The organism is Microbacterium sp., from assembly GCF_044340635.1.
In the GTDB taxonomy this organism is placed as follows: domain Bacteria; phylum Actinomycetota; class Actinomycetes; order Actinomycetales; family Microbacteriaceae; genus Microbacterium.
The window spans coordinates 54,010-79,181 of the sequence record NZ_JBIITF010000002.1 but is presented as its reverse complement, the minus strand read 5'-3'; the positions used below and the strand labels follow the sequence as shown (position 1 = coordinate 79,181).

26 protein-coding genes are annotated in these 25,172 nt (G+C 68.1%); 9 read left to right on the top strand and 17 right to left on the bottom strand.

Features of this window, described 5'->3' with window-relative positions; genetic code table 11:
* Positions 1 to 44 precede the first annotated feature (44 nt).
* Positions 45 to 599: a 16S rRNA (guanine(966)-N(2))-methyltransferase RsmD gene (rsmD, locus tag ACIQ0W_RS02125; protein WP_396641230.1), complete on the top strand. Its 555-nt coding sequence runs from the start codon at positions 45 to 47 to the stop codon at positions 597 to 599.
* A gap of 59 nt (positions 600 to 658) precedes the next feature.
* Here the strand turns inward: rsmD and thiL are convergent, their stop codons facing one another.
* Positions 659 to 1,648: a thiamine-phosphate kinase gene (thiL, locus tag ACIQ0W_RS02120; RefSeq protein WP_396641229.1), complete on the bottom strand. Its 990-nt coding sequence runs from the start codon at positions 1,646 to 1,648 to the stop codon at positions 659 to 661.
* Positions 1,649 to 1,670: 22 nt separating this feature from the next.
* Between thiL and ACIQ0W_RS02115 the strand changes: the two genes are divergently transcribed.
* Positions 1,671 to 2,147: a DUF3515 family protein gene (locus ACIQ0W_RS02115; protein WP_396641228.1), complete on the top strand. Its 477-nt coding sequence runs from the start codon at positions 1,671 to 1,673 to the stop codon at positions 2,145 to 2,147.
* Positions 2,148 to 2,176: 29 nt separating this feature from the next.
* Here ACIQ0W_RS02115 and ACIQ0W_RS02110 read toward each other — a convergent pair whose 3' ends face one another.
* The 6 genes from ACIQ0W_RS02110 to leuC are packed head-to-tail and all read right to left on the bottom strand — an operon-like array spanning position 2,177 to position 8,608.
* Positions 2,177 to 3,265, bottom strand: coding sequence for a D-alanine--D-alanine ligase family protein (locus tag ACIQ0W_RS02110; RefSeq protein ID WP_396641227.1), 1,089 nt, complete (start codon positions 3,263 to 3,265; stop codon positions 2,177 to 2,179).
* Positions 3,171 to 4,298 (bottom strand): NAD(P)H-dependent glycerol-3-phosphate dehydrogenase, encoded by a 1,128-nt coding sequence (locus ACIQ0W_RS02105; RefSeq protein ID WP_396641226.1) that lies wholly within the window; start codon positions 4,296 to 4,298, stop codon positions 3,171 to 3,173. Before ACIQ0W_RS02105 ends, ACIQ0W_RS02110 begins: the two co-directional genes overlap by 95 nt.
* Positions 4,288 to 5,052 carry a lysophospholipid acyltransferase family protein gene (locus tag ACIQ0W_RS02100; RefSeq protein WP_396641225.1) on the bottom strand — a complete coding sequence of 255 codons (765 nt, stop codon included), beginning with the start codon at positions 5,050 to 5,052 and terminating at the stop codon, positions 4,288 to 4,290. The genes ACIQ0W_RS02105 and ACIQ0W_RS02100 overlap by 11 nt, the downstream gene beginning before the upstream one ends.
* Positions 5,053 to 5,056: 4 nt before the next feature.
* Positions 5,057 to 6,439 (bottom strand): UDP-N-acetylglucosamine 1-carboxyvinyltransferase, encoded by a 1,383-nt coding sequence (murA, locus tag ACIQ0W_RS02095; protein WP_396641224.1) that lies wholly within the window; start codon positions 6,437 to 6,439, stop codon positions 5,057 to 5,059.
* Between the two features lie 11 nt (positions 6,440 to 6,450).
* Entirely contained in the window at positions 6,451 to 7,062 is a 612-nt protein-coding gene (gene leuD, locus ACIQ0W_RS02090) for a 3-isopropylmalate dehydratase small subunit (RefSeq protein ID WP_396641223.1), read from the bottom strand.
* Between the two features lies 1 nt (position 7,063).
* On the bottom strand, positions 7,064 to 8,608 hold the full coding sequence (gene leuC / locus ACIQ0W_RS02085) for a 3-isopropylmalate dehydratase large subunit (RefSeq protein ID WP_396641222.1): 1,545 nt from the start codon (positions 8,606 to 8,608) through the stop codon (positions 7,064 to 7,066).
* A gap of 778 nt (positions 8,609 to 9,386) precedes the next feature.
* Here leuC and ACIQ0W_RS02080 point away from each other — a divergent pair.
* The gene (locus ACIQ0W_RS02080; RefSeq protein ID WP_396641221.1) at positions 9,387 to 10,004 is read left to right on the top strand and encodes a hypothetical protein; all 618 of its coding nucleotides are present in this window, start codon (positions 9,387 to 9,389) and stop codon (positions 10,002 to 10,004) included.
* Between the two features lie 187 nt (positions 10,005 to 10,191).
* Here the strand turns inward: ACIQ0W_RS02080 and ACIQ0W_RS02075 are convergent, their stop codons facing one another.
* Positions 10,192 to 11,328: a TerC family protein gene (locus ACIQ0W_RS02075; protein ID WP_396641220.1), complete on the bottom strand. Its 1,137-nt coding sequence runs from the start codon at positions 11,326 to 11,328 to the stop codon at positions 10,192 to 10,194.
* Positions 11,329 to 11,618: 290 nt separating this feature from the next.
* Here ACIQ0W_RS02075 and ACIQ0W_RS02070 point away from each other — a divergent pair, with 290 nt between their 5' ends.
* From ACIQ0W_RS02070 to ACIQ0W_RS02060, 3 genes are read left to right on the top strand one after another with little or no spacing between them, the layout of a single operon-like run.
* Positions 11,619 to 12,167 (top strand): RNA polymerase sigma factor, encoded by a 549-nt coding sequence (locus tag ACIQ0W_RS02070; RefSeq protein WP_396641219.1) that lies wholly within the window; start codon positions 11,619 to 11,621, stop codon positions 12,165 to 12,167.
* Positions 12,164 to 13,324, top strand: coding sequence for a DUF4349 domain-containing protein (locus ACIQ0W_RS02065; RefSeq protein ID WP_396641218.1), 1,161 nt, complete (start codon positions 12,164 to 12,166; stop codon positions 13,322 to 13,324). The genes ACIQ0W_RS02070 and ACIQ0W_RS02065 overlap by 4 nt, the downstream gene beginning before the upstream one ends.
* 47 nt (positions 13,325 to 13,371) lie before the next feature.
* Entirely contained in the window at positions 13,372 to 14,130 is a 759-nt protein-coding gene (locus ACIQ0W_RS02060) for an alpha/beta fold hydrolase (protein WP_396641217.1), read from the top strand.
* Between the two features lie 6 nt (positions 14,131 to 14,136).
* Here ACIQ0W_RS02060 and ACIQ0W_RS02055 read toward each other — a convergent pair whose 3' ends face one another.
* From ACIQ0W_RS02055 to ACIQ0W_RS02030, 6 genes are all read right to left on the bottom strand, one after another.
* A complete protein-coding gene (locus ACIQ0W_RS02055) occupies positions 14,137 to 14,838 on the bottom strand; it encodes a DUF2510 domain-containing protein (RefSeq protein ID WP_396641216.1) in 702 nt (233 codons plus the stop codon).
* Between the two features lie 92 nt (positions 14,839 to 14,930).
* A complete protein-coding gene (locus ACIQ0W_RS02050; RefSeq protein WP_396641215.1) occupies positions 14,931 to 15,281 on the bottom strand; it encodes an SHOCT domain-containing protein in 351 nt (116 codons plus the stop codon).
* A gap of 92 nt (positions 15,282 to 15,373) precedes the next feature.
* Positions 15,374 to 15,802: a DUF6325 family protein gene (locus ACIQ0W_RS02045; RefSeq protein ID WP_396641214.1), complete on the bottom strand. Its 429-nt coding sequence runs from the start codon at positions 15,800 to 15,802 to the stop codon at positions 15,374 to 15,376.
* Between the two features lie 80 nt (positions 15,803 to 15,882).
* The gene (locus ACIQ0W_RS02040) at positions 15,883 to 16,446 is read right to left on the bottom strand and encodes an NYN domain-containing protein (RefSeq protein ID WP_396641213.1); all 564 of its coding nucleotides are present in this window, start codon (positions 16,444 to 16,446) and stop codon (positions 15,883 to 15,885) included.
* A gap of 182 nt (positions 16,447 to 16,628) precedes the next feature.
* Positions 16,629 to 17,525, bottom strand: coding sequence for an SDR family oxidoreductase (locus tag ACIQ0W_RS02035; RefSeq protein WP_396641212.1), 897 nt, complete (start codon positions 17,523 to 17,525; stop codon positions 16,629 to 16,631).
* Positions 17,526 to 17,683: 158 nt separating this feature from the next.
* The gene (locus ACIQ0W_RS02030) at positions 17,684 to 18,643 is read right to left on the bottom strand and encodes an NAD-dependent epimerase/dehydratase family protein (protein ID WP_396641211.1); all 960 of its coding nucleotides are present in this window, start codon (positions 18,641 to 18,643) and stop codon (positions 17,684 to 17,686) included.
* A gap of 92 nt (positions 18,644 to 18,735) precedes the next feature.
* On the opposite strand from ACIQ0W_RS02030, the gene ACIQ0W_RS02025 reads away from it, so the two are divergent.
* Complete coding sequence (locus ACIQ0W_RS02025; RefSeq protein WP_396641210.1) at positions 18,736 to 19,122, top strand: DUF3054 domain-containing protein; 387 nt, start codon at positions 18,736 to 18,738, stop codon at positions 19,120 to 19,122.
* Between the two features lie 88 nt (positions 19,123 to 19,210).
* On the opposite strand, the gene ACIQ0W_RS02020 is transcribed toward ACIQ0W_RS02025, so the two are convergent.
* Together ACIQ0W_RS02020 and ACIQ0W_RS02015 are read right to left on the bottom strand one after the other, a co-directional pair.
* On the bottom strand, positions 19,211 to 19,882 hold the full coding sequence (locus ACIQ0W_RS02020) for an NUDIX hydrolase (RefSeq protein ID WP_396641429.1): 672 nt from the start codon (positions 19,880 to 19,882) through the stop codon (positions 19,211 to 19,213).
* A gap of 121 nt (positions 19,883 to 20,003) precedes the next feature.
* Positions 20,004 to 20,726, bottom strand: a complete 723-nt coding sequence (locus tag ACIQ0W_RS02015; protein ID WP_396641209.1) for a potassium channel family protein — start codon at positions 20,724 to 20,726, stop codon at positions 20,004 to 20,006.
* 126 nt (positions 20,727 to 20,852) lie between these two features.
* Between ACIQ0W_RS02015 and ACIQ0W_RS02010 the strand changes: the two genes are divergently transcribed.
* Together ACIQ0W_RS02010 and ACIQ0W_RS02005 are read left to right on the top strand one after the other, a co-directional pair.
* Positions 20,853 to 22,037 carry a hypothetical protein gene (locus ACIQ0W_RS02010; protein WP_396641208.1) on the top strand — a complete coding sequence of 395 codons (1,185 nt, stop codon included), beginning with the start codon at positions 20,853 to 20,855 and terminating at the stop codon, positions 22,035 to 22,037.
* Between the two features lie 235 nt (positions 22,038 to 22,272).
* The gene (locus tag ACIQ0W_RS02005; RefSeq protein ID WP_396641207.1) at positions 22,273 to 23,280 is read left to right on the top strand and encodes a lytic transglycosylase domain-containing protein; all 1,008 of its coding nucleotides are present in this window, start codon (positions 22,273 to 22,275) and stop codon (positions 23,278 to 23,280) included.
* 214 nt (positions 23,281 to 23,494) lie between these two features.
* On the opposite strand, the gene ACIQ0W_RS02000 is transcribed toward ACIQ0W_RS02005, so the two are convergent.
* The gene (locus ACIQ0W_RS02000; RefSeq protein ID WP_396641206.1) at positions 23,495 to 25,063 is read right to left on the bottom strand and encodes a DUF222 domain-containing protein; all 1,569 of its coding nucleotides are present in this window, start codon (positions 25,061 to 25,063) and stop codon (positions 23,495 to 23,497) included.
* Positions 25,064 to 25,172: the final 109 nt, after the last annotated feature.

Below are 25,172 nucleotides of genomic sequence, written 5' to 3'. Positions count from 1 at the left end.
CCGCCGTGTGCGCCATCGCCTTCCGTGGTTTGTAGGGTGAGGGGATGACCCGGATCATCGCCGGCGGCGCCCGCGGCATCCGGCTCGCCGTCCCCGCGCGCCGCACACGCCCCACGAGCGATCGCGTGCGCGAGTCGCTCTTCGCCGGGATCGAGGCGGCGGGTGTGTTGGATGACGCGCGCGTTCTGGACCTCTACGCGGGTTCCGGCGCGCTGGGACTCGAGGCCCTGTCCCGCGGTGCCGCATCCGTCGATCTGGTGGAGCTGTCGCGCCCGGCCGCGGCGATCGCGCGCGACAACATCGGCCGTGTCGAGCGATCCCTCGGCCGCACGGGACTCGGCCGCGTGCACACCGTGGCTGCGGACGCGTACCTGCGCGGCTCTGTCGACTCGTTCGACGTCGTCTTCCTCGACCCGCCGTACGAACTGGGCGAATCCGATCTGGCCACGACGCTCGCACTCCTCGCGCCCCGTCTCGCCGACGACGGCTTGGTCGTCGTTGAGCGTTCGCGGCACTCACCGGAGCCGGGATGGCCGCCCGGCCTCGAACTCGCGCGCGAGCGCGCCTACGGCGACACGGTCATCTGGCAGGCGCACTGAGCTCCCGTGGGGGCGCCGAGCTCCCGTAGGCGAACTGCCCGGGGCCGTTCCCGATCCGCTCAGCCGATTCCGGCGTCCCAGTCCCGGTACGGGTCCCACCCGCGTGGCGCCCGAGGCTCGCCATCGAGCAACAGTGGGCGCGCGCCCGCCGCGGTGACGTCGCCGATCACGCGGAATCCCGCCGGCACGTCCGAGCCGCGGGGGAAGGTCGCGAGCAGAGCATGGTCCTCGCCGCCATCGATGGCCCAGCGTGTATCGCCACCCACTTCGGCAGCGCGAAGCGCGAGCGTCACCCCGGATGCTTCCGCCAGGCGCGTCGCGTCGAGGGCGAGCCCGTCGGACACGTCCATCATGGCGGTGGCCCCGGCATCCGCCGCCGCCACGCCCTGTCCGATCGGGGGTGACGGGCGCAGCTGAGCGTCGAGCGCCTCGAGCTCGAGCGCGTTCAGCGTCGTCCGGTCGACCGCGACCGGGCCCGAGGCATCCGTGAATCGCGAAAACAACAGATCGATCCCGCGCGCCGCCACACCCGCTGCACCGGCCAACGCCACGACGTCGCCCGGGCGTGCGCCCGAGCGGAGCACCGGCGCCCGCCCCTCGAGCGACCCGAGAGCCGTCACGGCGATCGTGAGGGTGGACGAGATGGTCAGGTCGCCACCGATCACCGCGCAGCCGGGCGCGAGTGCGCTGCAGCACGCCGCGAGCCCCTCCGCGAGACCGCGGACGAACGACAGACGAGTGTCGGCGGGCATCGCCAGCGCGACGAGCAAACCGGTCGGGCGTGCCCCCATCGCGGCGATGTCGGCGAGGTTGACCGCGGCCGCCTTCCACCCCAGATCCACGCCGGACGACCACGCCAGGCGGAAGTCCGGACCATGCACCAGCGTGTCGGTCGTCGCCACGACACGACCGTCCGGGACGCGCAGCACGGCCGCGTCATCGCCGGGGCCCACCTCGGCGGCCTCGGCCGTGCCGATGCTCGCGAGGATCGTGCGCAGGATGGCGGACTCGGCGAGGTCGCCCACGCGCGGGTCGTCCAGCTCTGTCATGCCCCCACGCTAGCCTGGAGGGGTGCCCCTGCGTCGCCCGCTCGTCCTCTCGGCCGCGGTGGTCGTGTCGGCGGCCTTGCTGAGCGGCTGCACCTCGCCCGTGGCCATGCAGCCCGCTCCGAGCGCGAACGACCCGCTCTGCGCCGAGGTGTCGGTGCGTCTCCCCGAAACGCTCGACGGCAAGGAGCGTCGCCAGACGGATGCCCAGGCCACCGGGGCGTGGGGCGACCCGGCTGCTGTGCTGCTGACGTGCGGCATCGAGCCGCCGGGGCCGACGACCCTGCCCTGCAGCACCGTCGACGGCGTCGACTGGATCATCGAGGACCTCGGCGACTTCCGCTTCCGCGTCACCACGTTCGGCCGGACGCCGGCGGTCGAGCTGTATCTCGATACGAACGTCGACACCGGCGTATCGAGTGCCGTGGTGCTCGAGGCACTCGCTTCGTCCGTCGGACGCCTGCCCATCGACGGGGCATGCACCGACGTCCCTGTGCCGTAGCCGACCGGTCCGGCCCGCAGACCGCCCGGTCAGGCGCGCTCGAGCGCCGTGTCGATGAGTTCGGTGATGAGCTCCGCGTACGACATGCCCGACGCGATCCAGCACTTCGGGAACATCGAGATCGGCGTGAAGCCCGGCATCGTGTTGAGTTCGTTCACGACGAGCCCGTCCGCGGTCAGGAAGAAGTCCACACGGGCAAGGCCCCGGCCATCCACGGCTTCGAAGGCTCGCGCGCCCAGCGCTTGGATCGCGTCGATGTCGGATGCCTCGAGCTCCGCTGGGCAGCGCACATCGACGCCGTCGCCGCCGAGGTACTTGCCCTCGAAGTCGTAGAACTCACGGGTCGTCAGCACGACCTCACCGGGCAGCGAGGCTCGCGCAGGCGCTCCCCGACGTCCCTCCAGCACGGCGACCTCGATCTCACGACCGACAAGCGCCGACTCGATCAACACCTTCTCGTCCTCGGCGAAGGCCAGGGCGAGCGCGTCATCGAGTTCGCCCAGGTGATGCACTTTCGAGACGCCGACACTCGACCCGGCACGCGCGGGCTTGACGAACAGGACGTCTCCGAGCGCCGCAGCATCCGTCCGCACCCCCGCGGGGTCGCTGTCCCAGCGGCCGCGCCGCACGGTGACCCAGGGAGCGACGGGCACACCCTCGGCCTGCAGCGCGATCTTCATGAAGTGCTTGTCCATGCACAGCGCAGAATCGAGTACCCCGCCACCGGCGTAGGGAAGTTGGAGGGTGTCGAGGAACCCCTGGATCGTGCCGTCCTCGCCGTGCAGACCGTGCAGGATCGGCAGGACGACGTCGATGGAACCGAGATCCTCGACCGTGCCGTCGGCTCGGCGCACGCGTAGCTCGCGTGCCGAACCACCCTCGGGCCAGACGATGCGGGTGCCGTTGTCGACGACCTCCGGCAGCTTCTCGGCGTCGAGGGCGAACTTGTCGGGATCGTCTTCTTCGAGAACGAATACACCGTCACGGGTGATGCCGATCGGGATCACCCGATACCGCGCGCGGTCAATCGCCCGCAGCACCCCGCCCGCCGTTGCGGAGCTGATCGAGTGCTCGCTGGAGCGACCGCCAAAGAGCACCGCCACCGCCGGTTTGTGCATTCTGCGTCCTCTCGCCCCGGGGGGTGTCATCGTCGGTGGTCAGGTGTGGGGCGATCTGCTGCGGCTTCATCGTGCCATCCAGCACACGCTTGACCTGCTCGACGATCGGCATCTCGACGCCGACCTCTTTCGCAAGCTGGAGCACGGGAGCCACGGATGCGAGTCCCTCGGCCGTCTGCTGCATCTGCTTGACGACGTCCTGGAACGAGTATCCCTGACCGAGCAGTCGGCCCGCCGTGTTGTTGCGCGACAGCGGCGACTGGCAGGTGGCGATCAGATCGCCGAGGCCCGCGAGGCCCTGCAGAGTCTCGGGTTGCGCGCCGTACGCAACCGCGAAGTCGGTCATCTCGACCAACCCGCGCGTGATGATCGACGCCTTCGTGTTCTCGCCGTAGCCGACACCGTCGACGATGCCGATCGCGACGGCGATGAGGTTCTTCAGCACGCCGCCGAACTCGGTGCCGATGACATCCGTGTTCACGAACGATCGGAAGTACGTGTTGCGTGCTCGACGAGCAACGGCGTCAGCGGTCTCTTGACTGGTCGACGAGATGACCGCGGCGGTCGGCTGCTCGCGAGCGATCTCGAGAGCCAGGTTCGGACCGGATACCACGGCGATGCGACCCGGATCGCACGCGAGCTCCTGCTCGATGACCTGACTCATCCGCATACCCGAGCGCCGCTCGACCCCCTTCATCAGGCTGATGAGCCGGGCGTCGTTGTCGGCGACGAGAGGACGCAGGGCCTTGAGGCTTTCGCGCAGCGCCTGGCTCGGCACCGAGAGGTAGATCTGCGTCGCACCGTCGAGGGCCTCGGAGAGGTGCGGCGTGGCGGTCATCGACCGGGGCAGGTTGACGCCCGGCAGATACTCGCTGTTGCGCTTGCCCTCGGCGATCTCGTGCGCGAGTTCGGGGCGACGCGCCCACATCGTGACCGAGGCGCCACCGTCGGCGAGGATCTTGCCGAAAGTCGTGCCCCAGCTCCCCGCGCCGATGACAGCGACCTTCGGACCATCCGGAGCTTTACGACTCAAAGCGACCCGTCTCTTTCTGCGCGTGCGTCGCGGGGTTCCAGCGAACGGGCGGCGCCTTCTCATCGCGCAACTCCTCGAGCAGCGCGGTGATCGCGTTCATCAAGCGGTCCGTGGCCTCGAGCAGCGCACCCGGCTGGTGATGACGGCCGGCGAAGTCCGACAGATCGATCGGCTCGCCCACGAGGAAGTCGACGTGTTTGCGCGGTGGCCAGAAGCGCAGTTTGCCCCCGTAGCGCGGCATGATCTCATGCACGCCCCAGTGCGCTACCGGGATCAGGGGCGCTCCCGACTCGAAGGCCAGGCGCACAGCGCCCGTCTTGCCGCGCATGGGCCAAAGCAGGGGGTCGCGCGTGAGCGTTCCTTCGGGGTAGACGATGACGCTGCTACCCGTCGTCGCCAGCCGCTCGGCGCCAGACAACGTCGACTTCGCCGAAGACGACGTCGACTCACGCGAGACCGGGATCATGCCGGTGGCCTTGAGCGCCCACCCGAGCACGGGAACCCGGAACAGGCTTTCCTTGACGAGGAACCGCGGCGCCCGCCCGATGTCCCACACCGTCACGGCGACGATCAGCGGATCGAACTCGCTGTAGTGATTCGGCGCGAGGATGAACGAGCCCTCGGCCGGGATGTTCTCCGCGCCGTGGATGCGGATGCGGGCGAAGTATTTCGTGAACGGTTCGACGATTCCGCCGAGCAGCCAGAAGACGCTTGGCCGTGACTTCTCGCTCGATCGCGGGCGCTTCCGGCTCACCGGGTCACCCGACGATGTCGAAGTCGGCGCCGAGCGCGGTGAGCTTGTCGAAGAATTTCTCGTAGCCCCGGCTGATGATGCCGACGCCGGACACCCGGGACTCGCCCTGGGCTGCCAGCGCCGCGACGACGTAGGAGAAGCCTCCGCGCAGGTCGGGGACCTCGATCTCGGCGCCGGTCAGAGGCGTCGGACCGTTGATGACGGCGGCCTGCTCGAGCGCGCGACGCGGCACGCGGCGCTCGCCACCCTTGAGCCCGTGCGGGTGCACGACGATGTCGGCACCCATCTTGACCAGGGCCTGGGTGAATCCGAGGCGGTTCTCGTACACCGTCTCGTGCACGGTCGACTCGCCCTCTGCCTGCGTCAACGCGACGATCAGAGGCTGCTGCCAGTCGGTCATATAGCCGGGGTGCACGTCCGTCTCGACGATGACCGGCTTGATGGAACCGTCACGGCGGAACAGGATGCCGTCTTCGCGGATGTCGAACCATCCGCCGGCCTTGCGGAAGACGTTGAGGAACGTCAGCAGGTCCTGCTGCTTCGCGCCCGCGACGAAGATCTCGCCGTCCGTCGCGAGAGCGGCGCAGGCCCAGGACACGGCCTCGTTGCGGTCGAAGATCGAGCGGTGGTCGTAGCCGCGGAGCGTCTCGACACCCTCGATCAGGATCACGCGATTCGGCTCGTACGAGATGATCGCGCCCATCTTCTGCAGCACCGCGATCAGGTCCATGATCTCGGGCTCGATGGCCGCATTCTTGAGCTCGGTGATGCCCTTGGCCTTGACGGCGGTGAGCAGAACCTGCTCCGTCGCCCCGACGCTCGGGTACGGCAGCTCGATGTTCGCACCGTGCAGCCCGTTCGGCGCCGTGATGCGGATGCCCTCGTAGCTCTTGTCCACGATCGCCCCGAATGCGCGCAGGGCGTCCATGTGGAAGTTGATCGGCCGGTCGCCGATGCGGCATCCGCCGAGGTCCGGGATCAGCGCCTCGCCCAGCAGGTGCAGCAGGGGACCGCAGAAGAGGATCGGGATGCGCGAGGCACCCGCGTGTGCGTCGATCTCTTCGAAGTGCGCCGAGGCGGCGCCGCTCGGGTCGAGCACAAGACTTCCCGGCTCGTCGCCGTCCGTCACCGTCACGCCGTGCACCTCGAGGAGCGAGCGGACGACCGCGACGTCGCTGAGTTCGGGAACATCGCGCAGGATGCTCGGGGTCTCGCCGAGAAGCGCCGCCACCATGGCTTTGGTGACGAGGTTCTTCGCGCCCTTGACCTCGATCGTGCCCTTTAGCGGCCTGCCGCCACGGATCGCCAGAACTTCTGCACTCACTTTCGCGCTCCGCCCTGGCCCCGACTTCTTGTTGCCCGCGGTGTCGTTCAGGAGTGTCGTCATGCGGTGCAGCCTTACTGTGCGGGAAGCGGCAGCACCGGTAAAGTGCGTGGCCTCCAGGATTCGCGTCGCGCTTCGTAGGCGGCGATCTTGTCTTCGTTCCGGAGGGTCAGCCCGATGTCGTCGAGTCCCTCCAAGAGACGCCACCTAGTGTAATCATCGATCTCGAAAGGGACCCGGATATCGGCTATGACGGCCTCGCGCGCCTCGAGATCGACCGTGATCTGCACCCCGGGGTTCGCCTCGATCGCCGCCCACATGCGCTCGATCTCGGCCTCGGGAATCACACCTGCGAGTAGGCCTTGCTTTCCGGCGTTGCCGCGGAAGATGTCGGCGAAGCGGGGGCTCAACACGACCTTGAACCCGAAATCGCGAAGCGCCCAGACGGCGTGCTCGCGACTCGATCCGGTCCCGAAATCGGGCCCCGCGACGAGGACGGATGCTCCCCGGTATGCGGGCTGATTGAGCACGAATTCGGGGTCCTGGCGCCACGACGCGAACAGCGCGTCCTCAAAGCCCGTCTTGGTGACGCGCTTCAGATATACGGCCGGGATGATCTGGTCGGTGTCGACCGCGGAACGCTTCAGCGGCGCGGCGATCCCGGTGTGCGTGACGAACTTGTCCATGTCAGATCTCCCCCGCCTCGACGCGCGCGTAAATCGGTGTGTCTTCGTCCGCGATCACGTCTTCTTCGAGGTCGCTCGGGCTGGACAGCGTGCCACGGATCGCGGTGGCCGCCGCGACGAGGGGCGAAACCAGGTGCGTGCGTCCGCCCTTGCCCTGCCGTCCCTCGAAGTTGCGGTTGCTCGTCGAGGCGCACCGCTCCCCCGGCGCCAGCTGGTCGGGGTTCATGCCCAGGCACATCGAGCACCCGGCGAAACGCCACTCGGCGCCGAAGTCGGTGATGATCTTGTCGAGACCCTCGGCCTCGGCCTCCAGTCGCACGCGTGCCGAGCCCGGGACGACCATGACCCGCACCCCGTCGGCTTTCTTGCGACCCTCGATGATGGATGCGAAGGCGCGCAGATCTTCGATGCGGCTGTTCGTGCAGGAGCCCATGAAGACGGCGTCGACCGGGACATCCTTCATCCGTGTTCCGGCCTTCAGATCCATGTACTCCAGCGCGCGCTCGGCGGCGGCGCGCTCGTTCGGGTCCGAGATGTCCGCGGGCGTGGGCACCACGTCGCTCAGCGAGACGCCCTGGCCCGGGTTCGTGCCCCACGTGACGAAGGGTTCGAGCTCGTTGGCATCGAGGAAGACCTCGGCGTCGTAGACGGCGCCCTCGTCGGACGGGAGCGTCCGCCAGTAGGCGACGGCATCCTCCCAGTCCTGACCCTGCGGCGCGTGCGGCTTGTCCTTGACGTACGCGAACGTCGTCTCATCGGGCGCGACCATGCCGGCGCGGGCGCCGGCCTCGATCGACATGTTGCAGATCGTCATGCGCCCCTCCATCGAGAGGGCGCGGATCGCGCTGCCGCGGTACTCGAGCACATAGCCCTGACCGCCGTTCGCCCCGATCTTGGCGATGATCGCGAGGATGATGTCCTTGGCCGTGACACCGGGCTTCAGCTCACCCTCGACCGTGATCGCCATGGTCTTGAAGGGCTTCAGCGGCAGCGTCTGGGTCGCCATGACGTGCTCGACCTCGCTCGTGCCGATGCCGAACGCCATCGCGCCGAACGCGCCGTGGGTGGAGGTGTGGCTGTCGCCGCAGACGACCGTGATGCCCGGCATCGTCAGGCCCAGCTGGGGACCGACGACATGCACGATGCCCTGTTCCTTGTCTCCCAGCGAGTGCAGGCGCACGCCGAACTCCTCGGCGTTGCGGCGCAGGGTCTCGATCTGCGTGCGGCTGGTCAGGTCGGCGATCGGCTTGTCGATGTCGAGCGTCGGGGTGTTGTGGTCCTCGGTCGCGATCGTCAGGTCGAGGCGGCGCAGCGGCCGGCCTTCGGCGCGCAGACCGTCGAAGGCCTGGGGGCTCGTGACCTCGTGCAGCAGGTGCAGGTCGATGTAGATCAGATCGGGTTCGCCGTCGTTGCCCTTGACGACGAGATGGTCGTCCCACACCTTCTCGGCGAGGGTGCGCGGAGCATCCGGAATTCTGGCGGCGATCTGGGCGGCCGACGGCTCTGCTGCGCTGGACGCGGTGAACGTGGATTCAGGGTTAGTCATGACAGTCGTTCTCTCCTGTGAGGGTGATCAAGCCCGCGACAGACTCCGCGACGAGAAGGGCCTAGAACGAGGACTCGTCGCGGCCGCTAAGGAGAAGGCGAGCGATCAGCATTCGGCCAGGCTACCACCGCGGGCCGCTCCGCCGGCGTCGCCGCCGGTGTCGCGTTGGTCGTGCGCCCGCGGGCAGCCTGCGCCCAGCCGTCGGCCGCGGTCGCCCGCGCCGAACGGACCCAACACGCCGCGCCGGCCCGCACGGATCGGCGTGTTGCGTCCGTTCGCGGGACCGCCCCGGGCGGGCGACTCGTTGAGACGGCCGCCGAACCGACCCGACACACCGCAGCACGCCGACCAGAGCGGCGCGTTGCGTCCGTTCGCGGGACCGCACGGGTTCGAGTCGACGTACGCGGATTCGGCATGCGTCCTCACCAACGCAGATACCCGCAATACGCCCACAGAACTGCACGCTCCGTCCGATGAGCGACACCGAGCGCGAAACCATGCACGGATGCCTCAACCACGTCGACTGCCGGACACACTGCACGGGCGGCCATTCGCTGTCGCCGACGCCCTGAATCGGAATGTTCCCGCGACCAGGCTTCGCCGAAGCGACCTCGTCTCTCCGTTCCACGCCGTTCGGCGCCCGGTCGAAATGACGGGCTGGTACGCGGACTGCTTGGCGTATGCCGCGAAAATGCCGCCCCGCTGGACGTTCTCGCACATCACTGCGGCGCGGATCCATGGCATCCCACTGCCGCGTCGACTCGAGAACGATCCACGTGTGCACGTAACCGCTCTCGGAGAACGCGCGCCACGCGGGGCGGGCGTGGCGGGGCACACGACTCAGCGCATCCCGCCGATGCGCGTCTCCGGAGGAGTACGGGTCACTTCGGCGGTTCGGACGTGGACGGATCTCGCCCCGCATCTGGGCCTTGACGAGCTCGTGATCGCGGGTGATCGACTGCTCGGCATTCCCACCCCGCTCGCCACAATCGACGAGTTGCTGGCGGAGGTGAGCGAACACTCCGCGCGAAGGGGTCATCGCCTGCTCGCACGCGCCGTGGAGCTGGTTCGCGAAGGTTCCCGTTCGCCGCGAGAGAGCCGCGCTCGACTAGCCCTGGTTCGCGGCGGGCTTCCCGAACCCGAACTCAACGCGACCATCGCGCTGCGCAGGCGCATCGTGCATGGCGATCTTGTGTACCGGGAGCAGCGCGTGCTGATCGAGTACGAGGGCGATCAGCACCGCACGGACGCGCGGCAGTGGGCTCACGATCTCGAACGCTACAACGACCTTGCGGAGGCCGGATGGCTCACCATTCGCGCCTCGAAGACGATGACGGATGCCGAAGTCGTGGCTCGTGCCGCCCGCGCCCTCACATCGCGCGGCTGGAAGCGCTGACGAACGGACGCAACACGCCGCACGACGCGATTGCGAGCGGCGTGTCGGGTCCGTTCGCGAGGTCGCGGAGCGCGAACGTGCGATCTCGGGAGCACGGGCCTGGGAGCACGGGCCTGGGCGAACGGACCCGACACGCCGTGCGAACCGCATGCCAGCGGCGTGTTGCGTCCGTTCGCGGAGCCGAAGGTCAGCCGCGGGCGTCGGGGGCAGGGGGCTGCTCGACCGTGGGCGGCGTGCCCTTCTCGTCCGCCACGACCGCGGCCGCAGCGGTGGGGGTGCCCGCGGGACCGTCAGTGACCGCAGGGGTGCCCGCATCCGTCGTCCCCGCGCCACCCGCCGCGACGACCCGGCGATCTCGCGCCGAGGCGATGAGGCTCGCCACCGTCGCCACGACCATGGACGCCACGATCACGCCGAGCGAGGTCCACGTCGAGATCTCGGGCGCCCATTCGATGTGCTCGCCGCCGTTGATGAACGGCAGTTCGTTGACGTGCATCGCGTGCAGCACGAGCTTCACACCGATGAACGCCAGGATGAACGCGATGCCGTAGTGCAGGTAGCGGAGACGGTCGAGCAGGTCGCCGAGCAGGAAGTACAGCTGGCGCAGGCCCATCAGAGCGAAGATGTTCGCGGTGAACACGATGAACGGGCTCGTCGTGATGCCGAAGATGGCGGGGATCGAGTCGATCGCGAACAGCAGGTCGGTCACACCGATCGCCGCGAACACGATGATCATCGGCGTCCAGATCTTCTTGCCGTTCACCACGGTGCGGATCTTCTTGCCGTCGTACTCGTCGCTGATGTCGATGGTGCGGCGGAGCATCCGCACGATGAAGTTCTCGCGCTTGACCTCTTCGTCGTGATCGCCCGGGAACGCCTGACGAATGGCCGTCCAGACGAGGAACGCGCCGAAGATGTAGAAGATCGGGCTGAAGTTCTCGATCACCGCCGCGCCGACGAGGATGAACGCGCCCCGCAGCACGAGCGCGATGATGATGCCCACCATCAGCACCTCCTGCTGGTACCGCCGCGGCACCGCGAACTGGCTCATGATCAGCACGAACACGAACAGGTTGTCGATCGAGAGGCTGTACTCCGTCAGCCATCCGGCCACGAACTGCCCCGCGTACTCGCCACCCGCGAAGACCCACATGAGGCCCGCGAAGATCAGCGCGAGCGTGACGTAGAAGACGACCCAGAGCGTCGATTCGCGCGTCGAGGGGATGTGCGGACGCTTCAGGATCAGCAGCAGGTCGGCGGCGAGGATCAGCGTCAGCACGACGAGCGAGCCGATCTCGAACCACAGGGGAAGTTCCAGGTCCATGGAGGGCCTTTCAAAAGGAGGGAGGGTCATTCGATGACGAAAGTCTCTCCCTCGCCCGGATCGTGCCGGGCGGCGCACACCCGGGGCCGCGTCGTCGGGACCCGTGATGACGGATGTGCGCTATCGGGATACTCCCTCTCGCGTCGGCAAGCATACTGCCCGGCAAACCCGTCTGAGACGATCGGCCCGATGTCGACACCTGCAGGGTGAGAGACAATGAGCGGCAGCCGCGCCACCCGTGGGTGGGGCGGTGAGCCGAAGACACCGTATGGCGAGGGCCGAGTGGCGGGATGGTGGACGTGAGCGACAGGATGCTGGTGGCACAGGCCGCCGCAGGCAGCGAACACGCTTTTCGTGCCCTTTACGCGGCCTACGTGAAGCCCGTGTACTGGATCGCGCATCGGCTGCTGAACGATGCCTCCGATGCCGAGGACGTCACGCAAGAGACGTTCGTGGTGGCGTGGCGCAAACTGCCATCGCTCGAACTCGCGAGCGATTCGCTTCTTCCGTGGCTCAGCACGATCTGCCGCTTCCAAGCGGCGAATCGGATGCGTGCCCGCAGGCGCGACCGCGAGCACACGGGCGCGGCGGCCGACGAGAACCTGCCGGGCACGATCGATGTCGAGCAGCAGATCATCGACGCCGAGGTGGCCGAGCGGATCCTCCGCGAGGTGGAGGGGTTGTCACCGCTCGATCGCGAGATCTTCGTGCTGTGCGCCTCGGGCGGATATGCCTATCAGGCAGCCGCCGACGAGCTCGGCGTGCCACACGGCGTGGTCCGCAATCGTCTCTCGCGAATCCGCACGCGCATGCGGACGGCCATCGGAGAGACGACATGAACACGACACAGGATGCTTCGGGCGCCGACGCACTGCCCGACGTCAGCAACGAGACGATCAAGCGGATCGAGACGGCGGTCTTCGCGGACATCGCCGCCGACCGGCAACGGCGCCGCGCCCGGCGCGGACGGATGTGGGCGGGCGCGGGCGCTGCTGCGGCCGTCGTCGTGGTTGCAGCGATCGTCGGCCCCTCTCTTGCGGGCGGATCGGGCGGATTCTCGGGTGCCTCGAACGAGGCGGGCCAGCCAGCCATCGGCCAGGTTCAGGACGGTGACATGGCCGTCGTTCCCGAGTCCGCCGACGGCGCGCGGGCAGACGGCAGCATGATCGACGGCAGCGCGTTGGACGGCGCCATGATCGAGGGCGGCGCCGCACCGGCCGAGTCCGATGCATCCGGTGATCGCGAACTGATCGCCTCGGGCTCGCTCAGCCTGCGCGTGGACGACATCGACACCTCGGCGGCGGCGGTGGCGGATGCTGCGGAGGCACGCGGCGGATACGTCGAGAGCCTGAACGTCGGCACCAATGGCATGGTGATGGATATCGACGGCATGACGACGATGCCCGCGGCTCCCAACGGGGCGTGGGTGCAGGTGCGGGTGCCCGCCGACCAGCTGACCGAGATGATCGACGAACTGGGCTCGCTCGGTGAGGTGACGGCGTCGACCATCTCTCGGCAGGACGTGACCGAGCAGGCCGTGGATCTGCGCGCCCGGATCACGTCGGCCGAGACATCCGTCGCCCGACTCACCGAGCTGATGTCGCAGAGCGCGTCGGTCGCCGACCTGATCGCCGCCGAGTCGGCGCTCGCCGAGCGGCAGGCGACCCTGGAGTCGCTGCAACAGCAGCTCGAGATGCTCGAGGGCCAGGTCGAGATGTCGAGCCTGAACGTCGATCTGACGCTTGCCCAGGAGAGCGTGGAGGCCGACCCGGCGGGCTTCGGCGACGGTCTGGTCGCGGGGTGGAACGGGTTGATCGCGACCCTCAACGGCATCGTGATCGGGCTCGGCTTCCTCCTCCCCTGGATCGTCGTCATCGCGGTCGCCGGAACGATCGTCTGGGTCATCCGCCGAGCGATCCGGCGCGGTCGGACTCGACGTGCGGAGCTGCGCACGCGCGCAACCGCGGCATCCTCAGACCGGGACGCCGACGGGTAACCGGCGACTCGCGACTCGCGACTCGCGCTCCCGACTAAGCTCACGGGGTGCCGCAGAGCAAGCCCGAACATCACGACAGAACGGTGCGCATCGGCGACCAGGACATCGTCTACGAAGACACCGGTGTCCGTGGCGGTCCGACCTTCGTCCTGGTGCACGGGATCGGCATGGGGCACAGCGTGTTCCGCGCACTCGCGGAGCAGCTCGGCACCGCGGGACGCGTTCTGGCCCTCGATCTTCCCGGCTTCGGCGAGTCCCCCGAATCGTCCCGACCGCGGACGATGGCGCAATCCGGTGATCTGATCATCGACTTCGTGGCGCGACTCGGCATCGTCGATCCCGTGCTGGTCGGTCACTCGATGGGTGCGCAGGTGGTGGCGGAGGCCGCGGCGAGGCATCCCGCGGTGTCTCATCGCATCGTGCTGATCGCGCCGACGGTGAACGCCGCCGAGCGGAGTGTGCGAAAGCAGGCGTGGCGGATGGTTCAGGACCTGATCGATGAGAACCCGCGCGTGATCTGGATCGGCGCCGTGAGCTACGTCAAGACCGGCCCACGCTGGTTTCTGCGGAAGCTGCGCGTGATGCTGGACCACCGGATCGAAGAGACGCTGCCCGCGGTGAAGGCCGAAGCGCTTGTGCTGCGTGGCGCCGACGACCGCGTGTGCCCCAGCGCGTGGGTCGCGCACGTCACCGAGCTTCTCCCCCACGCCCGGATGCGCGATATCCCCGAACGCGGACACGAAGCGATGATCACGAACCCCGCTCCCGCGGCGCGACTGATCATCGCGCACGCGCGAGGCGAGTGATCGGCGCTACGAGAACTGCATGTCACCGGCCTGCTCGAAGATCAGGTCGAATACCTCGCCCATGATCATGCTGGCGTAGACGACCCCGACGATCAGGCTCAGGAGCGAGACGGCGATCCAGACCCAGACCGGACCGAGACCCTTGCCCGTCTGTCGGCGCAGGATCACACCGCGGCCGATCACGTAGACGCCGTTCGTGACGACCAGGGCGAGAAAGGCCCACGCCCAGTGGAACGGCTTCTGAATACCGCGACGCTTCAGTTCGCGCCAGTCGAGCCAGGCGAACAGGATCCCGAGACCGGCCACGACGTAGCCGGCGACGCTGAGGGCGAGCGAACCGAGGGTCATGCCGACGGAGGGCATCATCGGGTTGGCGCTGTCGAGCGACGACATGTCCAAGCTCGACTCGAGGTATCCACGCCAGTCGATCAGGAAGATCGTCGGCAGCATCACGAGTGGCAGCAGCACGACGAGCCAGATCCACACCGTGCTGGTCTGGATGTCGGTGCGCAACGGCGCGGTGGGCGAAGCCGGGGCGTGCACGTACGCGGGCGCTTGGGGGGTGCCTGTGTTGTGCGCAACGGAGGCGGATGCCGCGGGCACCGCGTGCTCGGTCCACCCGGAGCCGTCCCACCACCGCTGCCACGACGCATCCGTCGGGTCGGGGTACCAGCCTGCAGGAACGTTCGTGGGTGTGGTGTCCGACATCGTCGCCTTTCGTCGTTCTTGGTCCTCGGGTTCTCGGTCCTCGGGCGCGCCGATACGCATCGAACGCGGGAACCGGCGATTCTACCCAGGCGTCAGGCGAGGAGCTTGGCCTTCGCGGCCTCGAATTCGGAATCGCTCAGGACTCCGGCATCCTTCAGCGCGGCGAGCTTCTGCAACTCGCCGACGAGATCGAAGGCCGACGCGGGCGCTGCGGCGGCGGGCGCCACGACGGCCGGTGCTGCGGCTTGCGCCGCGGCGGCCTGCGCGGCCGTGTCAATCTGCGCCTGCTGCTGCGCTGCGCGGTATTGCTCCTGCTCGTACTGATCCTGCGCTCGGCGCTGCTGGCGGCCGGACATCGTTCCACTGACTGCGGAGGCCGTGCCGGCGACGACAGCGGTACGGGCGGCGAGCCCGAGCAAGCCGGGGCGTCCCATTCTTCTCATGTGAAGCATCCGTTCGTGATGTCGGCCGGCGGGGACGCGCGGTCGACGCGTATCTCAAGCGGCGCGGTCGGGTGAACGCGCCGCGGTGGTCATCAGTCCTCGTCGATCGAATCGATCAGGGCGTTGACGACCGGCGCGGGGATCCGCTCGACGCTCAACAGCTGCCCACCCGAAGCCGCGAGCTTTTCGGAGAGTCGCCGCGCCCACGCGAGTTCGAGCGCGACCAGAACCGCGGATGTTCCGGGCTCCACCAGTTCCGAGAGCTCCGCGATGTCCTCGTCGCCGACGATTCCGACCACGGCGAGCTCGACCCCCTCGAATCCGTAGTCGTCGGCCTCGTCTTCGATCTCGATGACGGTGAGGTTGCCGTTCTCATCGCGGGAGATGAGAACCAGGTCGAGGAGACGAACCAGCCCGGCATCGAGGACCTCGGCGAGTGCATCGACGACCCCCGGCGCGGGACGCTCATTCTCCAGACCGACGAGATACAACTCGACGGGACCGTATGCGAACGCAACCATGGGGGCGCCTTCCGGGTAGGGGTGTTCTGCACATCCTGACACCCCGCCGACTCCCGCCGCCACCCGCGTTTGCCGTGCGTTCAGCGCAAGAAGTCGCTCGGGTCGAATTCATCGATCGGGATGACCCGGATGCGCGGGAGCGGCGCATCGAAGACATGCGCGTCGTACTCGAGATCGAACTTCTCGAGGCCCGCGAGGGTGCCGAACCCCGCGTTGCGGAACTCGGAGAAGGCGGCGACGCCGACGCGGCGATCGGCCGCGAGCAGAGCTCCGAGGTCGTGCAGGAAGTCCCCGTCGTGGCTGACGAGCATCACGTCTTCGGGGCGAGCGAGCAGCGCCTGCAACGTGCGTTGGATAGCGATGTCGACGACCTTCTCGTCGGGCGAACCCGAGAGCGGCACGACGATGTAGTCCATCGCTTTCAGCGCCTGGACGAAGGGCATCGGGATGCCCATCGACGCGTTCAGGAAGAACACCCCGCGGGCCGACTGCGCCCACTGGCGCTCGGCGAAGTCGAGGAGGCGGTCCCAGCGGGGGCGTTCGTCCGGCTGTGGGCGGCGTCCGAGGATCGAACCGCCGAGCGTCGCGTCGATGTTCTCGCCATCGACGAGCACCCAGGTCGTGCGCGCGTCGTTGTCGTTCACGTGACTCCTCGTTCGGCTCCGGCGCGGATGCGGGGCGCCCGCCCCCGATCCTAAGCGCGAGGGTGCCCATCCCCGTCGCACACCGCACCGCCGCGTGAGTTTCCCCAACCGCCGCGAACGGACGCGACACGCCGTCCACCACAACGGCAGACGGCGTGTCGCGTCCGTTCGAGCTCTCGCCGCTACGGCGTCGGCATGCCGCCGTTCACGTTGAGCGTCTCGCCGATCACATAGCTCGACTCGGCCGAAGCCAGGAAGACGTACGCGGGCGCCAACTCGGCCGGCTGGCCCATGCGTCCGAGCGGGGTCTGCTCACCGAAGGTCGGGAGCGCCTCCTGCGGCTGGCCGCCGCTCGGCTGCAGCGGCGTCCAGATCGGACCCGGTGCAACAGCATTCACGCGGATGCCCTTCGGGGCGAGCTGCTGCGACAGCCCCTTCGTGAAGTTGTTGATCGTCGCCTTCGTCGAGGCATAGTCGACGAGCGTCTCGGACGGGCTGTAGGCCTGGATGGACGTCGTGTTGATGATCGTCGCGCCCGGCTTCAGGTGCGGCAGCGCCGCCTTCGTGATCCAGAACATCGCGTAGACGTTGGTCTTGAAAGTGTCGTCGAACTGCTCGTCGGTCACGTCCGCCAGGTCTTCGACGGCGACCTGCTTGCCGCCGTTGTTCACGAGGATGTCGAGGCCCCCGAGCTTCTCCACCGACTGCGCGACGAGATCGCGGCAGTAGTCCGGGTCACGGAGGTCACCCGGCAACTGCACGACGTTCGCGCCGGCCTCGGTCAGGATCCCGGCGATGCGGTCGGCATCTTCCTTCTCTTCGGGCAGGTACGACATAGCGACATCCGCTCCCTCGCGGGCGAACGCGATGGCGGTGGCTGCTCCGATGCCCGAGTCTGCGCCGGTGATGAGCGCCTTGCGACCGGTGAGGCAGCCGGTGCCACGGTAGGTCTCTTCGCCGAGGTCGGCCTTGTCGTTCAGCTCGGCGTCGAGGCCGGGCTCGGACATCTTTTGCTTCTCGGGCTCGATGTCCGCGTAGAGCTTCGCGGGATCGGTCAGGGTGTACTGGTCTCGTGACATGGGTTCTCCGTCGTCATGATTGCGTCGGTGCGGTCGGCGGCACAGGGCCTCCGCTTCCGACCGGTGGTGTCCGGCGTGAGCCACCGTACGGATGTGGGGACGCATCCGTCCCGGGGTTGCGGAACGCGCCCGACCTGGCTAGCGGTACGCACCAACTGTCAGGTCGTGCGGGAGACCAGCGCGCGCTCACGCCAGATCGGCGCGGTCCGGCTCAAGACTTTCCGCCAAGCGGTCGCGGCCACACCAAAAGTCTCGGTCGTCGCTCTCGCGTCCACGGCGAACGGTGCGTCGAATTGGTAGAGCACCCCCGCGAGTTCACGCATCGTTGGCAGGAAGATACCTCCGGCATGCAAGAGGCCGCGCGGGATGCGACGCAATCGCGGTTCTCCGGCGCCGGCAATTCGGGCGAGTTGCCTCAAGACCTCCCGCGTCGAGATGGGGGCGCTCGACGGGACAAGCCAGGGGGAACCCCACGCACGGTGGTCCGAGCCGAGCGCGATCAGGGTTGCCGCGATGTCGCTGACAGCCGTCCACGCGTGCGGCTGATCGGGGTCGGCGAAGACCCAGGCCACCCGGTCCGCGAGGGTCGCGTTCGCGTAGAAGGCGAGCACCGAGCTGCGGGCGGGGGCGGTGGGTCCGATGTAGTCCGACGCGCGGGCTTCGGTGGCGCGCACTCGCCCTGCTTCGTGCGAAGCGAGCGCCTCCTCCCACATTCGCGCCCGCAGAGCACCTTTGGGATCGCTCGGTCTGAGCGGCATCTCACGGGTCATCGGCTCGGTCACGGGCCCGTATCCGTAGAGGTTCCCGAGGGTCACCAGCACCGCGCCGGACGACTCCGCGGCGCGCAGAATGGACGAGGCCAGCGGCGGCCAGACGCGCTTCCATTGCGGATAGGTGCCGGGGTTCGCGCAGTTGTAGATGACAGTCGCGCGTTTCGCGATCGTCGTCAATGCGGAAACGTCGGACGCATCCGCTGCGACCCTCTGGATGAGCGGATGTTCGGGCCCGGAGCCGGAGCGCGTCACCAACCGAACGCGGCGCCCGTCACGGGCGAGCTTATGCGCGACAGTAGCGCCGACGGGGCCGGCTCCCACGACAACGTGCAGCTCTGCCGCCACATGCCCATCCTGGCATGTGGCTCCTGTCAAGACCAGCGCCTTCGAGTGCCATGCTGGGGTCGGATCTGGTCCGAGCACGCACAGGAGTTCCCATGAATCGCCGCGTCGTCCTTGCTTTCGTCGCCGACGCCGTCCTCGTCGTCGTCTTCGCCGTCATCGGTCGAGCAAGTCACGATGAAGCGGTGCTCGGTCCCGGCGGGTCCGGCCTGTTGCAGACCTCTTGGCCATTCCTCGTCGCGCTGGTTGCGGGCTGGCTCGTCACCCTGGCGTGGCGCCAGCCGTTCGTGCCCGTCCGGACGGGGCTGGGCGTATGGAGCATCACGATCATCGGCGGGATGCTGCTCCGCGTCGCCAGCGGGCAGGGCACCGCGCTCGCGTTCGTCATCGTCGCTTCTGTGTCCCTGCTCGTTCTGCTCGTCGGGTGGCGGGTGGCAGTGTCAGCCGTGACACGGCAACGGGCCCGTCGGGTGGTCGACTGACTGGATTCGTTCTCCACCGGACATCCCGGGCGTCGCGTGCTCGCGCACGGTCTCGCGAGGCGGAGCTACCTGCGCGCTCCGCGCGGAGTCATACCTCGACGGACAGTTCGTGGGACGTGTCCCACGGTTCGGTCCAGCCCAGCAGGTCGAACAGTCCGTCGAGCAACATCCCGGTGAAGCCCCAGACCAGGTGGTTTCCGGTCGCGTGCTGCACGAGGAATCCGGGTCCGCGCCACTCCTGCCCATCGCGGCGGATCACTGTCGTGCCCCGATTCGCAGGGTTCAGCAGGTCCGCCACGGGAGCTCGGAAGACGTCGGCGGACTCGGCCTGATCGACGGCGCGCACGGGGGACGGATGCTTCCACCACGCCAGCACGGGAGTCACCGCGTGCCGCGAGAAGGCGAGCGGGATGGTGCCCAGCGATCCGAGCACCTCGACGCCCTCCGGATCAAGGCCCGTCTCTTCGCGAGCCTCGCGCAGGGCCGCCCCGACGGGCCCGTCGTCGCCCGGGTCCACCCGGCCGCCCGGAAAAGCGACCTGGCCCGGATGCGCCCGCAGGGTGAGCGCCCGCGCGAGGAGCAGGACATCGAGGTCCCGCGAGACCGCTCTCGCATGAGCGTGGTGATCGCTCGGCAGCGAATCGAGAACACCGAACAGGATGAGGACGGCAGCGGCCCGAGCGTCGTCCACGGGAGGCCCGAAGCGAGCGGCGATCTGCGGATCGAACCGGCCGGCCGCGATGACCTCGGTCAACGCCATCAGCTGCGATCGTGCGTCCTGCGGTGTGGACGGCGTGGATGGTGCAGACACCCGCCCAGCGTACGTCGCGCTTTCCTCCGTAGACACTGCCGCGCAGCCCCTTCGCGGTGAGCCTGCCCCGTCACTTCGCGGGCACCAGGCCGCGAACCAGCTCCTTCAGATCGGCGATCTCGCGTCGCAGGGATTCGACGTGTTCTTCGGTGGCGGCGGGCTTCTGCTGGGAAGCCGCATCCGAGACACGTTCGACGATCCACGACGCCAAGGTCGCCGTGACGACACCGATGAGGGCGATCCCGCCGATCATGAGCCCGACCGCGACGACGCGGCCCGCGATCGTCACGGGGTAGTAGTCGCCATAACCCACGGTCGTGATCGTCACGAACGCCCACCACATCGCGTCCCCGAACGAGTCGATGTTGCCGTTCGCGCGCTCGGCGTCGTACACGGCGAGGCCGGCGATGACGACCGTCAGGATCGTGGCACCGACCGTGTACATGACCACGCGCCCACGAAGCATGTTGCCGGCGCCGCGCTGGAAAATGGCGATGATCGCCAGGAATCGCATGAGACGCAGCGGGCGCAGCATCGGAAGCACGACGATGGCCAGGTCGAGGAGATGTCGGACGAACCACCTCCCCCGATTTTCGACGATCGCAAGGCGCACCACATAGTCGATCAGGAATACGCCCCAGGTTACGTAGAGGATCACTTCGCACACACCGGCGATCACACCGGTCGGCTCGGCGAGGATCTGCGTCGCATAGGCGATCAGGAACAGGATGGCGGCGGTGGTGAGCAGCCAATCGGTCGCACTCTGCCAGCGTTCGATTCGAGGTCCGTACATCCGCTGATTATCGCAGCGGGCGCGGCGTCGATTTCGGGAGCAGTTCCTCGATAGCATCCGCTAGTCAGGCCTTTTCGCGCCCGACGGCCGGTCCGACCGCTCAGCGCCAATTCGGAGGAGAGCCTCATGTCAGATTCCCGCGATCCGGATGGCATCGGCGAGCCCCCACCGGAGGCTCCTGTTCCGCCCCTCCCGCCCTATGCGGCGGCGCCGCACCAGGGCGGCGCCCTTCCCGGTGACGGGTATCCGGGCGCGGTACCGGGCTACCCCGGAGCCGCGGCGGCGGGAGGTGTTCCCGCGGGGGCGCCGCTTGTGCAGCCCTACCCCGGCGCACCACCCGCGGCAGCCTACGGGGGTGGTTACCTGCCGCCTCCCGTTGCCGGCGCCGCTCCCCCACCCGGGTCGCGACCGAAAACGCTCGCGATCATCGGTCTCGTCCTGGCGCTCATCGGTCTGGTCATGGCCTTCGTTCCCTTCGTCACCTGGTTCTCGGGTTTCGTTCTGCTCGCCGGCTTCGTCGTGGCGCTCATCGCGCTGATCAAGAAGACGCAGGGGGCGAAGGGGCTCAGCATCGCGGCCCTCGTGATCTCGGTCGTCGGATGGATCGTCTCCGTCGTCATGTCGATCGCATCGTTCGCGATCCTCGCGGACGCGACGACCGAGACGATCGACCCGGGTCCGGGTATCGCCGTCACCGAGCCACCCGGCGATGACGACCCTGCGGGCGATCCGGCGACCGCGGCTGAAGACCTCGTCTTCGTGGAATCCGCCTTCGGTCGCACGTCCTACGACCCGACCACGTGGTGGTACGTCGTCATCCTCGAAAACCCGAACGCCGACTACGTCTTCGATTTCGCCGGTATCGACGTGGAGGCGCTCGGCGCGGACGGCACGATCCTGGACACGTCGTCGGACTACCCGACCATCCTGAGCGGACGCACCGCCATCACGGGTATCTTCACCGCCGTCGGGCAGGCGGAGATCACCCAACTCGATGTGCGGGGCCCCGTGGCGGCGGAAGCCATCGCGTCGCCGTTCGACGAGACGGGTTCGTTCATCATCGAGGGCGTGACTCCGATGTCGGATGATTTCTCCACGACGGTCACGGGCACCGTCAGCGGCACGTTCGAGACGGAACAGGAGTTCGTCAGCATCGTCGTGGTCGCGCGAGCTCCGGATGGCCGAATCCTGGGCGCCGAGTACGGCTACGTCGAACGCTTGCCGAGCGACGGGACGAAGGTGCAGTTCGAGGCCCTGTTCTACGACCTGCTGCCCTCCGACACCACGTTCGAGGCGTTCGCGTCGCTCTGATCCGGCCCCGCTGACGACCCGCTGACGACCCGCCGAGGGCTCGTCCAGCGCCTCGTTCCGGACGCCTCGAGCGCCCGCCATCTGGCCTTTTTCGGACCCCGGTTCTCACCGGGCACCCAGGAAACGTACCGGAAGCGTCCAGGTGGGGTGTGCCAAAGTCGATGCTTTGTGTCCGCAGGTGCGGATGCGACGCGCCCGCCCGAGGGCGTAGCTCACCGATACGGAACTGGTCTTCATGCGCTCTGCCTCGACTTCTTTGCCCGCCCGCCGCACCCGACGACTCGCTGAGCAAAGCGCCCGCAGAGCCCGCCGCCGCCCCGCCCTCATCTCGACCGGCCTCGCCGTCGCGCTCGTCGGGGCCCTCGCATTCTCGACGGTTCCCGCAGTGCAGGCCGAGGCATCGCCGGCCTCCGATCGGTCGGACTCAGCGTTGACGATGACGCTCGCCTCGTTCACGACATCTGTTGCGGCCACGCCGATCCTCACCGCGACGGGCACGGATGACGGTTCCTCTGACATGCGCGATGCGCTTGCCGCCGCGGATGCCTCGGTTTCCGCGGCCGCCACGGTGTCGTCGGACATCCAGGCATCCGGCCTCGACGTGGGCGAACCGGACACCAGCGTCGACACTGCCGCGCTCGAGAAGGCTGCGGATCGCCTCGAGGGCGCCGACTTGCTTCCCGCCCCGTTGGTGTTGGGTCTGATCTCCGATGTGAACGAACTGGTGACGCCGGTCAACGAGCGTGTCGCCGGTCTGCGTGGGAGCCTCGAGGCTGCCGTTGCGAAGAAGGCCGCAGAAGAAGCCGCCGCCGCCGAAGCCGCTCGCGTGGCGGCCGAAGAGGCCGCTGCGGCTGCCGCCGCCGCCGCCACCGCCGCCCAGCAGGCGGCTCCGCGCGCGTCGTCCGGTGGCACGCCGGCGCTCGCCCAGAGCGGCACGAGTGCCGCTGAAGCGCAGGCAACCGCACGCGGAATGGTGACGGCTCGTGGTTGGGGCGACGACCAGTTCTCGTGCCTTGTTTCGCTCTGGAACAAGGAGTCCGGTTGGAACTACCTGGCGTACAACCGCTCGAGTGGTGCGACCGGCATCCCGCAGGCGCTCCCCGGCAGCAAGATGGCCTCGGCCGGTGCTGACTGGCAGACCAACCCGGCGACCCAGATCTCGTGGGGTCTGGGCTACATCTCGGGTCGCTATGGCACCCCGTGTGGCGCCTGGTCGCACTCGCAATCCGTCGGCTGGTACTGACTTAGCGATCACCCGCACCTCGGCGCAACACTGACAACACTCCGCAGGTCGGCGCAGCGCTGACGTCACTCCGCACCTCGGCGCAACACTGACGTCACTCCGCACCTCGGCGCAACACTGACGTCACCCGGCAGGTCGGCGGCACTGACCACTGAGCTCCGGATTACTCACTGGACGCCTTTTCGCACAGCGTCACGCCGCTTTTCGCCCAGCGTCACGCCGCTTCGAACCTCGTCGGAGTTTTCGAGGCCAGCCGAACCCGTTCCGGCACCTCGCCGGTCAGCGGGTCGGGCGGCGGATGGAGCCAATACGAGTCGATCCCCGAGTCGGGATCTCGCTCGCGGGTGATGCGCCAGCCCTGGTTGTGCAGACGGAGATGACAGTTGCGGCAGAGCGGGACCCCGTCATCCACGTCGGTTGCCCCGTGGTCCTCCCACCAGTGTTTGGTGTGGTGGTACTCGCATTGAGAGATGGGCGCGATGCACTCGGGCCAGATACATCCCCCGTCGCGAGCGGCGATCGCGACGCGTTGTCTTCGGGTGAATAGTCGACGCTCGCGGCCCACGTCGAGCGGTCGCCCAAACGAATCTCGACTGATCTCTATCGTGCCGGCGTCACAGAGATACGTTTCGACCACACCGCCGGGCAGCGCCTGACCGCCGTCCTCGAGGTGGCCAATACCCGAAACCCGCTTTCCTCCCGAGGAGTCCGCGCTTTCGATCCCTGCGTCCGCGATCCCCGCGCTTTCGATCCCTGCGTCCGCGATCCCTGTGTCCTCGACCCCTGTGTCCTCGATCGCCGTGGCCTCGAGCAGGATGCGAACCCCGGGCTGCCGGTCACCGAAGGACTGATTCGGATCCGCGGCAGCGCCCGTGCGCAGAACGGCCATCACGGTGTCGTACTGAAGCTGTTCGTTCGTTCTCTCGTCGACCGCCGCGAAGGCAGCCTGTTCGGACGCGTCCTCACCGACGAATCGCGGTCCGCGCCGCGGCCTCAGCGACGCCTGCAGAATCGCATGGACCCATGCCGCAGCGTCGTCGTCGAACACGATCCGCGCGTGGTGCTGTCCATTCTCGTCGATCCATGCGCGGAAGGACCGCGCCGCGAAGCGCTCCTCGAACCGCAGCGTGACCCCGACGGGATCGAGCCGGTCCCGCGCGATCCGGGCGGCGGCGCGAAGTTCTTCTACCGGTAGATGGCCAGACTCTTCGATGAGCAGTGCCACCGCCCGCGCCCAGGCCTCGGGCAGAAACGCGGCGTCCAGCTCGGGATAGCGCTCGACGGGCGGCTCTCCCAACCCCGTTCTGATCGCCTGGAACTGCGGCGAGCTCAGCGACCCAGATGTCAGCGCGTCGCGAAGCATCGAGAGCCACGTAGCAACGGCGGGTGGCGCATCCGGACCGGCGGGATCACCCTCGACTGCTCCCACGCCGCGAAAGACGGGCACGAGCTCGTCGCCGGTCCGCAGAGACCGCCCCACATCTCCTCGCGACTGCCCCGTGATGTTCTGCACGAGCGATGAAACATTTCGATGCCCCTTGCGTTGCGCAAGTCCCGCGTACCCGAGCTCGCGTGCCGACCGGTGCCCGACCTCCGCGGTCGCGGCCGCGACGATCAGATCGAGGGCCTTTCGTGCGTCAGTGGCGTCGGTCAACACGGCGAGAAGCGTGTCATCGTCCACCTCCTGCACGAATGCGGTGAGCGCGCAGTCGGCCATGACCCCCGTCATCCGATCGACCGCACTGGTGAGGCGCGGAAGCGGTGATGGGACGCCCGAGGTCATAGAACAAATGTACGAACGACCACCGACATTGATGGGTCGAATCCGCATCATCCCGGCACCGGGCAGGTCACGAACGATAACGAACCGCCGGAACCGGGACCGGCAGGGA